The 13,055-nt window shown below is 63.4% G+C and carries 7 protein-coding genes; all 7 read right to left on the reverse strand.

Features of this window, described 5'->3' with window-relative positions:
• Positions 1–14 precede the first annotated feature (14 nt).
• On the reverse strand, positions 15–1,736 hold the full coding sequence (locus tag AAC645_RS11600) for an NERD domain-containing protein (RefSeq protein ID WP_340316165.1): 1,722 nt from the start codon (positions 1,734–1,736) through the stop codon (positions 15–17).
• Positions 1,736–7,900, reverse strand: coding sequence for a DEAD/DEAH box helicase (locus tag AAC645_RS11605; RefSeq protein WP_340316166.1), 6,165 nt, complete (start codon positions 7,898–7,900; stop codon positions 1,736–1,738). Before AAC645_RS11605 ends, AAC645_RS11600 begins: the two co-directional genes overlap by 1 nt.
• A gap of 244 nt (positions 7,901–8,144) precedes the next feature.
• The gene (locus tag AAC645_RS11610; RefSeq protein ID WP_340316168.1) at positions 8,145–9,272 is read right to left on the reverse strand and encodes a hypothetical protein; all 1,128 of its coding nucleotides are present in this window, start codon (positions 9,270–9,272) and stop codon (positions 8,145–8,147) included.
• 45 nt (positions 9,273–9,317) lie between these two features.
• Complete coding sequence (locus tag AAC645_RS11615) at positions 9,318–9,578, reverse strand: hypothetical protein (protein WP_340316170.1); 261 nt, start codon at positions 9,576–9,578, stop codon at positions 9,318–9,320.
• Between the two features lie 345 nt (positions 9,579–9,923).
• Entirely contained in the window at positions 9,924–10,250 is a 327-nt protein-coding gene (locus tag AAC645_RS11620; RefSeq protein WP_340316172.1) for a DUF736 domain-containing protein, read from the reverse strand.
• A 651-nt stretch (positions 10,251–10,901) separates the two neighbouring features.
• Positions 10,902–11,126 (reverse strand): hypothetical protein, encoded by a 225-nt coding sequence (locus tag AAC645_RS11625; protein WP_340316174.1) that lies wholly within the window; start codon positions 11,124–11,126, stop codon positions 10,902–10,904.
• 417 nt (positions 11,127–11,543) lie between these two features.
• A complete protein-coding gene (locus AAC645_RS11630) occupies positions 11,544–12,848 on the reverse strand; it encodes a site-specific integrase (protein ID WP_340316175.1) in 1,305 nt (434 codons plus the stop codon).
• Positions 12,849–13,055: the final 207 nt, after the last annotated feature.

Consider the following 13,055-nt stretch of genomic DNA (forward strand, 5'->3'; position numbering starts at 1 on the left):
GGCGTCCAACATGGTCATTCGCCGGCACCCGTTGCTATCGCAGCCGCAAGTGCGACATCGAGGCTCTCCTTGGCCACACGATCATGCGCCACGATGACCAGATGCGAGCGCGCACGAGTCAGCGCGACATAGAGATCGCTGACGGTGAACAAGCTGCCCAAGCCGGAAAAATCGCACAGGATCACTACATCCGCCTCGAGCCCTTTGAAACTGCGCGCAGTGCTGCACAAAATCCCCTTGCCGTCGCGCCACTGCGACGCGTCGTCGATGAGCGGTACCCCGTCGATCGCGCTGACGGTGGCCAGCGGCCCCTTCGCTTTACTTGCTGGACCGAGGATCGCGATCTGGCGCGGTTCGAGCCGATGGTCTTTGAGCAGCGAGCGCACTTCTTGCTGCACAAGGCCACTGATCGCGGTCGGCGTCTGCGGTACGATCAGCTTGGGCGGTCGCCCGAGTGGCGCCAGTTCGAACGGCTCGCTGGCGACGTCGGTCGCGGCATTGGCGCAGGCAACGATCCGCCGCGTATTGCGGCAATTGACATCGAGCGCGAAGCGGAAAGCGCCATCGAGCGGTGGACCGACGGGATCGCGGCGCAGGCTCTGCGCCTTGTCGAGGAACGCCCAGACCGCGCCCTTGCGGTCGCACAGATACTCGAGGGCGTCCCACCAGGAGGGGGAGAAGTCCTGCGCTTCGTCAACGACCATCGCGTCGAACGGCGGATCGCCACCATAAAGATCGAGGGCGGCTTCGGCGAGCAGGTCGGGCGCCTTTTCATCCCACCAGCGCGCGGCGTCCTGCTGGTTGACGGTGAAGTCGACTTCCGCCGCTTTGCACAAGTCCGATGCCAGCCGATGGAAGTTCTGTACCGTGATCTTGCCCCCATTCTCTGCAAGATCGGCGGCCATTTCCTCGCGTATCCATTTGGCCAGTTCGGCGTTGAAGCAGGTGAACAGAACCGCCTTGTGCGTCGTGGCCATTGAGCGTGCGCGCTGCATCGCCAGCAACGTCTTGCCTGAACCTGCAACCCCCTCAATGATCGCTCGAGCATTGGCGTCGAAGCCCCGCAGCACCTGCAATTGCTGACGAGTCAGGCGGGCGAGCGTCTCGCCAGCAGCATCTACACTGACGCGCAGTGGCTCATAGACGCGAAACTCGGGCGCAAGCGCGCATCGCACCGCATCGAATTCCTGGGGCGACAGTTCGCGCTTGCCGCCACCGCCAGCCTTGTAGGCGCGCAAAATCGCAGGCTCTACATGTGCTAGATCGTCCATCGTCAAGATCGCATCTGCCGGCAGGTCGGTCGGTGGATTATCCTTGAACAGGCAATGCGGGAAGGCGACCGCTACCGAGATGATCGTCTGATCGGCGACGGCCTTGCCGCAGACAAGCTCAATGCGCTTCTTCAAGGCCCACAAGCTGCGCCGTGCCTGGCGAACCGGGTCCTTGATTTCCTTGAGGCCGGCCTTGACGTGGCGATACCAAGTCCGCCCCTTGAGCGTGATTTCGCCGCCCTTCACTTCGATGATGAGCAATCCAAATTGGCGGTGCAGTACCAGGAAGTCCGCCTCGCCTTCGCGGGAAGGCGCGTCGATGTCGTCGCGCGCGGGGAAGACCCAGGGCAGTGAATGCATCACCAGAAACCCTTCGCCCAACTGCTTCTGCATTGCCCGCGCAAAGTCGGCTTCGGAGCCGAACTCCATCGTCTCCGGGTCGATCGAGGGAATGAACTGCGCCATCAATGCACCGCCTTGATGAATTGGCCGACGGCGACCAGCGCGCTGGAGGGCTGCACTAATTGGCTCGAACATTCCATATGATGCGACGCCGCCCGGTAACGGACGCGCGTCTGGTCCTTGTCGAGAGCCTGGAGCATGCCGACCGTCCAACTCGCACGGGTCGCGCCGAACGCCTCGCCGTCGCTTCGCCGGATCAAATAAATGTCTGTCTTAGTCGGCTCGCCAGCGAAAGGCCGAAACAGGCACATCGTGCCCTTGGCGACGTCCGCCTTGCCCGACAACGTATTGGCGTCGAGCTTGAATAGGAAATCGCCGACCTCAGCCTCGGTGACTGCATAGCGGGGCGCTTGCGCGTCGGCCGTAGTCTGGCCGGCCACGATCTGCGCGACGCTCAACTCCGGAATCCCATTGGCGTCGGGCTTGAGGCCCGCGTTCAAATCCACATTCCGGACTGACAGCGCCTCGCTCGATGCGATCGGAAGCGCGCGCAGGACGAGAAGGATGTCGATCGCCACCGCGTCCTTGTCCTCAATCAGTGCGCGCGCCCGCGGCGAGCAGGGCCAATTCTCGACAAAAGGATGAGCGAGGCAGATGACCTTTCCCTGCGGGTCGATAAGGCCACCATCGAGCCGCTTGGTCGCGGCACCGCTCTCCTCCAGGTCGGCTGCTAGCCGATCGAGCGCATGATCCTCCCGGTCAGGTTCAATTCCCAACGGCGCGCCCTTGAAGCAGGCACGCAGCAGGTCGGCGCCGATCCGCCGGTCAAACAGCGCGTGGTCGTAACGGTTCTTGTACGAGCGCAGGCACTGGTAGCAGCTGTCGTCGCAGTCGCAGCCGTCGAGTAACGCCAGCGCCGCATCGACGAGCTTGTGCGGTTCGCGCGCGGCTGCCTTCACAAAGCCGGCGCCGCCGGCCGCCTGGTCATAGAGATAGAGATCCATGAACTGATGATCGGCGCTTCTCGGCGCGAAGCGGAAATCTCCGTCGATATCGTTGGGTTCAAGGTCTTCCATCGCGCAGGCCGCCCGGCGCAATGCCTCGACTGCCGAGCGTGCAGCAATGGTGGTTGCCGCGCGATCGGGGTCGAGCGACCAGTCGCGCGGCAAGCCCAGCCGTAACACCACGACGTCGGTGTCGAACTCGTTGCCCAGCACGATCTTGGTGAACGTCCCGTCGCATTCCTCCTGCTCCTTCGGCCGGTTGGGCCGGGGCCGTGGATGGGTTTGGCCGGAGCGCAGCCGGCGCATCGCCGGATCGAAGTCGCCCGGTTCGATGCGCCCGCACTTGCCGCAGTAATTGAAGGCATAATTGGTCGCGTCGAGCGATCCGCGGTTAGTTACGACCAACGTCTTGGTGTCGCCCCAGCCTTCCCAGCGCGTGCCGATCGGCCAGCTTTCGCCGCCGATGCGCGCTGCGTCGGGAAATTGCAGCGAATCGAGCGTGGCGCGGGTCGGGCGCGTGCGCGTACCCGCATCGAAATCGGGTGGTAGCGCCGTGATCGAGGGCGGATGCGCGAAGCCGGTCGGCCTGACCCAGCGCCGGGCGGGGCCCAGGGTCGCGCGGCCATTGCATGCCGGGCAGTCGCGGGTCTGCTCGGGATAGCCGTCCTTCAGATCCTTAAGGTCCGCATAGTTGCAGAGCTGGCACTGATAATAGAGCCGCCGCGCTTTGTAAGCGCCGATCCGCTCCGCATCGCGCTCGGAATAGAGACCGAGGGAGAGGTAGCGTTTGCCGTCCACCCAGACTTCGTGTCCGGGCGCGTATTGGCTGAGCGCAGCATTGAGGCCCTGTTGCGGCGAGTAGCGGCGCTTCGGATTCCAGGGATCGGTCGTTTCCTCGAACACGCTGAAGGTCGCGACATCGGTTGGGAAGGCATATTTGGGGAGCAGGCCAGCGTCGAACAGACGGTCGAGCAGCTTTCCATTATCGGCGACACCGTGATCGTCGTCGGCGCTATCCTCCATTTCCTCGTCTTCGATATCGTCGTCATCGAGATCGTCGGCCTTGGCCGGCGGCGGTGGCGGTGGCGGTGGTGCGCTCTCGCCAGGTACGATCAGATGCGCCTCGAGGACGGCAGGCATGGTATCGAGCAGGTCATCCGCATTGAGCGCCGGGCAGGATTCGGTGAACAGCCGCTCGAGGTCGAAGTGAAGATCGTCGCGATTGTCCGCGATCCACTGCGTCAGGCCTTGGAGCGAGAAGACATCGGCAGCGCCGCCGAGGAAGTCCGCCACACTGCCGAGGGACGAAAAGACGTCCGCCGATCCCCCAACGGTATCGATCCGGTCCTGCTGGAACCGGCCGATCAGATAGGCGAATGCCTGGCGGCGCGCGATCACCGGATTGTCGAGATTGAGGATCGGATCGGGCGCGGGACCTGCGACGATCGGCGCGGGATCGCGAAAGAAGCTCTGGTCGTGGCTGTCGGCGCCGCAGAACATGACGACTGTCGAGAGACCGGCGCCGCGGCGGCCGGCGCGCCCCGCGCGCTGCTGATAATTGGCCCGTCCTGGCGGCACGTTGCGAAGCGCGACAGCGGTCAGACCGCCGATATCAATGCCGACTTCCATCGTCGTCGTGCAGCTTAAGATGTCGATCGGCGAGCCGATCTGGCCGTCCTGCTCGATCGGGATATCCTGAAAGCGCAACTCATAGGCTTCATTGCGCGACATCGCATTGGCGAGACCGCTGTCGTTGAGGGCCGCCGAATGCTCCTCGGCGATAAGCTGATGCGGCGCATAGGCATCGTCGGGATCGCTGAGCCGTTCCCACAGACGCCGGTAGAAGCTCTTGCGGCTACGAAACACCGCGTCATGCGCGGGATCGATCATCTTGGCGCCACCGCCGCAATAGCCGCACTGATCACCGAGCAGCGCGTTGCGCGGCGAGACGCTGGTGCACCGCTCGCACCGGAGCCACTCGGATGTCTCGCCGGGATCAAGCGCGACCTTGCTGGCGAGCAGGAAATAATCGCCCGGCTCGCCATCCGAGAATATCGACCGCAGCGCAGGCTCGCAGACGCTGGCATAGTCGCCCTTGATCCACGCCTTGAGGCCCCGCTCGCCCAACTGCTTGGCGATCACCTGGCTGAACCGGCCATTCCACGGTCGAATCCCCGACGAGCCCTTGGCGCCTTCGATGTTCTTGAAGCTGCTCTGGAGCTTGATCGCATGCTTGCGCATCGCCTGCCACAGCCAGAGCTCGACCAAAGCAGTCCGCGCCACGTCCTCGCCGAGTCCCGCGACCAGTGGCAGGACGAGCGACTCCTTGAGCTGCTTTTCCTCGGTCTTGGTGAGCTTGGGGCGCAGCATCGCCAGCGCGAGCGGGAAGAGGCCGGTATGATCGTCCTGCAGCACCGCGTAGATGCTCTGGAACACCGAGAGGGGGGTTCGGTCAGAGGTCTGGGCGGTCAGCGACCGGAAGTCTTCCGCCTCGGCATCCTCGTTTCCGACGAGACTGTTGGCGCGCCTGCCGGCATGGTCCATCGCGCCTTCGTCATCCCCTGAGGGCCTCAATCGTACGCCGAATTTGGCGGCGCCCAGCGAGATCGCCAGCGGTGCGTCGTTCAGCGATGGCGTGAACACGGGCGAGCGCAGTGCCTGCATGCCCGTCAGCAGCAAAGGTCGAAGGCTGTCGCGGAACGAGAAAGTCTTCATTTCGCCGGCAAGCCGCGACGCGGTCTGCCGTCCATCGGAGAAGACCAACGCCTTGCGGCCTTGAAGCGGCGCAGTGCTCTCGGGGCGTGGCGGCTGCTCGAGCACCTGGACTGAAATCAGTTCCTTGAACGGCTGCTCGCCCTTGGTCTGCAGGTCAGAAATTCCTCCCGGCGACGTATCGGCACACGATGCTTCGCAACGTGGGCATTTCTCGAACAATTTGGCGCCCATCAACGGAGGTAACCAAACCTCTCGGCTCATACCGCCGCTACCGCCGATCCGCCCGGACTTGAGATCGAGAAAGGCAGGACGGATCATATTGGGCTTTTGCGGAAGCGGATCCTCGAGACAGACGTGGATCGGCTCGATGACGCCGGTATCACCGGCATAGGCACGGCCATTGTCCTGCCAAAGATGCTCGACCCCGGTCGGTGCACCGACGTTCGCGCGTGCGACCGACAGTCCGCAGTCGCGGCAGCTATGCAGTTCATAGACCTGAGCGCCGCAATCGCAGCTCTGGCGCGCCTCGGCGTAGAGTGCGCCGGTCGGCCCCCCACGTTCGTCTTCGGCGATCCTGCTGCAGTCCGGATTCGCGCAGGCCCACAAGCCAGGAAGCCCGCGAAATAGCATATGGACGCGCGCCGGAAGTAGCGGCGGTGCGCCCGGATTTGGTCGGGCGAGCGAGGCGAGTTCGAGCAGCGCATCGACTGCCGCCGCGCCGGACTCGGCATCGGCGTTGGGAAAAAGGGCGACCGGAAGCGCGGTCAGCGCCCAGGCTGCGCCCGGTGAGGCGACCGGGTCGGTTTGCGACTGCGCACCGGAGGTGACGTTGCGCAGGCGGCCGAGCACCGGCAATTCGCCCAGCAATTCGGCGAGCGCTGCCGGCAGGTCGTCTTCCTTCCAGTCGCACGCTTCCGCCTTCGCGGTCCCGAGTTCAAAGCGCCGGGTAAACGACACCCCGCCTTCCGAACACCGCACATCGTCAACGACCAGAAAGACTTGCTCCGTCTCAGCGATCTCGCCCGCAGCCAGCAGCACCTCTTCCTCGATTGCCTCGCCGCGACCGTCGAAACCATGGACGGTCGCGACGATATCTTGGGCCGCGCCGTCGATGCGTTTGAGCGTCACGGGCGCGCCGAGTTGCTTTTTCGAATGCTTTGCGAGCGCTACCAAGACTGCGGCGCGGTCGCGTGGCGACGAGGATTGCAGCATGTTGAGCGGTACCGCGGCGAGCGCGCTGGCGAGGTCGGTAGAACCCGCCGCTGACGGCTCGAACGCACGCTTCTCGCCGGTCAGTGTGGTGATCGCGTCGGGCTCCAGACCCGTCAGCCGCGCGACGAACTTGGCTGCAGCGTCGCTATTCGAGAAAGAGGCACTGGTCGCGATGAAGGTCACGCGCGAAGCGGGCAGGCCGAGCCGGTCTAGGAGACGACGGATGAGATAGGCAACTTCGGTGCCGTTCGCACCGCGGTATAGATGCGCCTCGTCGAGGATCAGAAAGAACGTCTCTTGCGGGTGCGCCTCGAAATAGGCGCGCGTGTCGGCAAAGATATCGCGCTCGATGGGGCGCAGCAGCATATACTCGAGCATCGAATAGTTGGTGACAAGGAGATCTGGACACGCTGCCTGGATCTCATGGCGTGTGAGCAGTTCGGGATCTTCGAGTCGCTCGATCGCGCGCAGCGGATCGCCATTGGAGTCCACCCAATGGGCGCCTGGCTTCCCGTACCAATTGCGCAGGCCGTCAAAGGCACCGAGAAAACTGTCCGGCTTACCGGGCCAGCGACCCTTCTCCCGCAAGATCTGCAAGAGCGCCTGATCCTTGACGTTACCGGCACGCGCGCCGTCCTCGATTTTGAGATAATATTCGAGCGTCTTTAGTCGCTTCTGATCGCGGTCGCCGTCGCGCATGCCGGGATAGAGCGTGCGGCCAGTATACCGACCGAACTTGGGGGGTCGGTTAGCTGCAGAGGTGAACCATTTGCGCACCGCGCTCGCGCCAAACAGCGTGCGCAGCCGGCCCAACTGATCGTTGACCAGCGCGTTCATCGGATAGAGCAGCAGCGCGCGTACCGCGCGCGTCGAGAAATGCTCGGGCCGGTGCGTGGCTTCACCCGCCAGGCGGGCAAGCACAGGCAGGAGAAAGGCCTCCGTTTTGCCCGATCCGGTGCCGGTCGTGACGACGATGCCCGTGCCGCCAGCATCGGACTTCGCTGCGAGTTCGAGTGCTTGCGCCTGATGCTCATAGGGCGGATCGAACAGGAGTTGCTCGGATTCCCGCGACGCCATACTGGTTAGGAAGGCGCGCACCTGCGGATCGATCGCTAGCGTCGCGAACTTGCGGTCGCCGACGTATGCGGGCGTGCTCTCTATAAACGGGGTTTGGGCAACCCCGCCCTGGGTCAGCAGATTGCGCCTGAGGTTGACGACCTTGGGATTTGAAAGATGGTAGGTCGCTTCGATATAAGAGGCGAGCGCTTCCCGCATATGTTCAATTTCGGTGCGCACGCTACCCCCTCAAAAACAAATATGTCGCTTGATATCGGCGCCAGGAGAGCCATCATTACCCCGGAGCAACGATAGCCGGTTCCTCACTTCGTTCAACCGCCGGAACTTGGGCGCGGGTAGCGCTGGGAAGTTTTTAGGGCGCGAACAAATTGATCGTCGCATCGTGGATGCAGTCGATCCGCTTCAGATCCTTCCGTTGGACGATAGAGGTGATCTCACCGCCGCATCGGTCATCGGGGTGCAATCAAGGCTTTCGGATAGTGGGGAAGATCGCTGCGGCGCCAGCCAATGCACCGAGAGCTATTACCGCGGCGACCGCACCCGCGTTCAACTTTCCCGCAGCGTTGATAGCGATCATGCTGGGTCCGGCGGTCGCGATGCCGATCAGGATCGCTCTAATGATCGCCCAGAAGATTGATCCGCGGAAGATGAGCGACAGGGTGATGTCCTGCTGATAGTCGGTCGAACTTTCGTCCAGGCCTTCAGTCAGGAAGAGCCGGATCCCGCTGACGCGCCGGACGACGTCTGGCTCGGCCTCGAATAGAAAGCGCTTCACATCGTACCGAGAGTCAATGATGCTGCGCTTGGCGGAGCCGAAGTGAACCCAGCTGTCATTAGCCTCGGCACCCAGCGACGGTTTGGGAGACGTGCTCGCGATGGTAGTGAAAACGAACCCGGGGTTCGGCTCAATCGGAACTGCCTTGGGCGGCTCATATAGCCTCAGGCAGTAGACTTCGCATTCGTACCGTTTTCCGGCCCTCAGATCGAAGGCGCCCTGATTGAGCCTGCGAGGCTGCGGCCAAGTGCCGAACCAACTACGGGCGCGAACTTCGCTGACACGCACCACGGTGAAAAACGCCGACTTGGCTGCGTTGAAGGTGGTGTGAGCGGCCAGGCGCTCCGCTGTGGCTTCGAACGTGTCGAGCGAGAGCGATTTGTGCTCGCGCCAGGCCTCCGTGCCGCCGAAAGCAAAGATCTCGCCAGCAGTGGGCGAGGCGCCAGGAGGCGCTGGAAGGCGCTGCTGGTCGGTGGAACTCGCTGCTGCGCGTATCTCCGCATCTGTGAGCGCGGTGACAAAGGCGTCGGCTGCGACCGTAAAGATGTAGGAGGTGCCGACCTTTTCGGCGCGAATGATGGTCACAAAGCGAACAGGGACCAAGGCAAAAGGCGTTGACGCGTTCGCGTCGGCGACAAAGCAGATGAGCGCGGCTTCTCCGGCCAGTTGTTCGCGGGGCACACAACCTTGAACACCGGCGGTTAGAAGCGAGGCGCCATAGCGCAGTTGCAGTTGCCCGCCTCGGGGCAGGGCCAAGATGCGGATGATGTCGTCGGAATAGCGCGGCCGGAAGTCGGACGAGAGCAGAACGATCATCGGGCGTCGGTCGCGGGTCGCTCTCGGGCAGGCCGGTCTAGCCGCTCAGCGAACGAAATTGGGCTGACCGGGCTTTGCCTCCCAGGACAGATGGAGCCAGCCGGCGGGAATATAGTGCGACCGGTTTTGGGCATCGAAAATGCGGTGGCCACCGCTGTCGCTGACGTTGAGCTTGAGGGGGTTATCGATCCGGACGGTCGATCCGTCGGCAAAGCGATACTCGCGCCAGGCTTCGCTCGAGATGTCGGTAAACTCGAGGTCACTTCCGTTATTGAATTCCGGGGCAATTGCGGCAGCCTGGTTCATAGTGTCGGTCCGATCTCACTCTGTTCCGTATCTATACCGTGAGTGCGGCCGCGATGCAGCCCTTTCTTTCGAGGCGAACAAACCCGCGCCTCCCCTTGGTCCGGTACCGGCGGGATCGGCGTGTCGAACAGGTCGTCTCGCATCGATACCATGGGTCTCAGCGCCCGCCTTCGACGCCGCCACGTGCGCGCAGCACGACGCCCAGCGGCCTGCCGCGCAAGGTGCAAATCCCTAGGACCCGGTCGTAACTATGCCGCGCCGCGCGATAGGTGGTTAATATTACAATCAAAATGGATCGAACAAAAGCCCCGCCCGGTCGTTCCAGGCGGGGCTTGATCGGTCAGCTCAGTCGCCGTTGCGGCGAGTCGGGCGCGACCAGATCAGGTTGTAGGTCTCGCCATCCTCGTCTTCGAACAGGTTGGCGTAGATCGGAGCGGTGAAGCTCGGATCGTCGAGCTTGATGCCGAGATATGCGCGGCCTTCGTTGGACTCGTTGGTCCAGGCAGCGCCGATTTCGGCCCGACCGACGAAGACCCGGTGCGAGGGCGCATTCTCGTTGGCGCCGTTGCTGTCGGGAATGACGCGGACGCCCTTGGCCTGGACGCTGAGGGTGACGATGTCCCCGACGAACTCGTTGTTAGCGGTCTTCTTGAAGGTGCCGATGGTAGCCATGTTAGGTCTCCAGTCTTGATCCACGAGCCCGTGCCCATCACGGCCTCGATGGCGTTGAAGGTGACCGGGGCTGCCGCGGATGCAGTCGAAGACCCGCAAGCGCAGCTGGAGGACGGCGGCGGGGCGCTTTTTTGTCCCCGCGAGGAATGACGGCGAAGCCGGCAGGGGAAAAAAGTGACCCAAAGCCGTTGCGGCCCCGAGCGGCAGAGGCGAAGCCGGTTTCGGTCATCAAGCCATGAAGAGAGGCTGTTTGGCCACCGGCCTGGATCCGCCGACAGGAGACGTGGCCACAGCATCGCGGCCCGTCTAGAAGCCCGACGCCGTGACCGTGCCGCCGGATAGGCCCGCCTGCGAACAGGCGGTGTCTGTTTGGTCTCGATCCCCGCCTCACGACCAGAAGCCCGTGGCCGGAAGGATTCGGACCGCGCGGAGTCGCGCTCCTGAAAACCGGGTGCGAAGATGACGGCAGCACAGCCGACCGCTGGCTCGCCATCTGCACGCCGCAACCATCGAGCCCCTCTTCGGCGGCAGGCGGCGACCCACCTCATTCCATCGCCCTTTCCAATCAATGGCAGGATGGGCTGGCAAAAAGCCCCGCCAGGAACGGGCGGGCGGGGCGATATGAGGAGAAATGACGGGCGGGTAGTGCGATCAGGCGATCGGACGAGCGAGTCCGTACGCGGCGACAGCGCTGCTCAAGCCACCCGCGACAAGCGCAACGGCGAAGCTGCCGCAGCCCGCAAGCGACGCGAAAGCGTTTGCGACTGAGAAGCCGCCAATCGCGGCTGGGATCGCGAAAAAGCCGATCAGCATGCCGCGTGCGGGACGGTTCGACAGCGATAGCGCCGCGAAGCGACCGAGCGCGACGATGCCCATGAACGTGGCGATGCCGGTGATTATCGACGGCAGCGGAGCGATGCCGAGCGCGGCGCTGCGGAAGCCGGCCGCCAGGCCGGCCGATCGGCAGCGCCAGAGTCGCGCCCGGGAACAGAATAAGTGATTGATATATAATGAACAAGCTAGAGCGGGCGAAGGGATTCGAACCCTCGACCCCAACCTTGGCAAGGTTACGCTGATCGGTGCCGTTCCAATGGCAGCGATACCTTCGTACAGGTTGCAAGCTAGCGGCCGAGTTCCAGCCAGACTCCATTGTGTACGTCCTGAGGCAGTGCCGGCCCAGCGGCCCACATGGATTCGGTCTTCGGATCTCACGCGTCATTTGCTCAGTGCGATGGCGGCGGCCCGTCCGGGTCGCTTGTCGCCAGCGGTCCCGCTCGTGCGAGCGTCCCTTCGCTAGTCCTCGTGCATGGCCTGCGCGTGCGCTCCGGCCTTTGCCGAGGGTTTTTTCGGCCGGCGCACATTGATCGACGCTGCGTCGAGCATCGTCTTGATGTGGGCTGCGTAGAATTTCTCGATCATTTCGACGCTGGTGCGGCAGTTCTTGGCAATCTGGTAGATGTCGGCGCCCTCCATGAGACGCATGCAGATATAGGTGTGGCGCAGACTGTAGGCGGTGCGCCGCTTGCCATCCCGATCGACCTTGAGCTTAGCGCGGTCGAGGATGCCATTGAGCAGCGCGACATGATTGCCTGGGAAGACCTTGTCGGTCGGCTCCGGATAAACGAGCGCTAGCTTTTCGGGCTCCGGCAAGCCCGCACGACGGCGCCGCTGCGCCTCGCGGCGGGTTTCATGCTGACCGGGCTTGGGACGAGCCAGCAGGCGCTCATAGGGGCGGACGGCGCCGGCCATGCTCTTGCAATAGCCGACCCCGCGCTTGCCGCGCACCTCGATCTCGAGGATCCGCTCGCCGGTGGCATCGTCCTCGACGATCTCGACATCGCGGTGCTCGAGATTACGCGCCTCGTCGGGGCGTAGCCCGGTGTTGGCGAGGAACAGGATATAGTCATGCACCTGCTCGGCGTTCCACGCATAATGGCCGTGGAAGGGCTCGCGCGCATAGGCACGACTCGCCTCATAGAGCTGCTTATATTCGGCCGGGCTGAACCAGGGCCGATGCACGACCTTGCCCTGCGTCCGATATGGCGGCGACAGATCGGGCAGATAGGCAAGCCAGCCATGGCGGACCGCGGTCTTGAGCACCTGGCGCAAGGTCACGATCTCATTGTGAAGGGTGCTACGTGCCGGCGGCTTGCCGCTCGGCGGTCTGTTCGATTTGGAATGGGGATTGATTTCGTCGCGGCTGCCCATGCGGTGCACGCGATATTCCTGGACCTTGCCGGGCGTCACCTGCGACAGGCCGAGCGCGCCGAAGAAGGGCAACAGATGCACCCGCAAGCGGATCCCATGCCCCTCGGTCCAGCGCTCACTGCGGTCACCCTCGGTGATCACCGCATATTCCTTCAGGAAGAGCTCGGCTGCCTTGGCGAATGTGTTCTCGGAGATCAGCATGCCGGCGCGGGCCTTGCCGCGCAGATCGAGATACCAGTCTTCGGCCGCCTGCTTGGCAAGCGCGAGATCCTGCTCCCTGGTGGTGGCACGCCGCTGCCTGCCGTCGACCGAAGCCGAGCAATGCCAGGTGCGACCATCGCCGCGCCTGTAGAGCTGCACCGAACCGCCGAGTATCGCGTGGTTGACCATCACATCACCTGCGCCAGAACATCGTCCGGGCGGCAGATTAGCGCAGATGCGCTTTTGTGTTAGCTCTGTGATAGTACGGATACGCAAACGGCCCCGTGAGGGGCCATTGCTAAGTCTCTGATTTTGCTTGTGATTTGGTTGCGGGGACAGGATTTGAACCTGTGACCTTCAGGTTATGAGCCTGACGAGCTACCGGGCTGCTCCACC

Source organism: Rhizorhabdus argentea (assembly GCF_037861105.1).
Taxonomy (GTDB): domain Bacteria; phylum Pseudomonadota; class Alphaproteobacteria; order Sphingomonadales; family Sphingomonadaceae; genus Rhizorhabdus; species Rhizorhabdus argentea.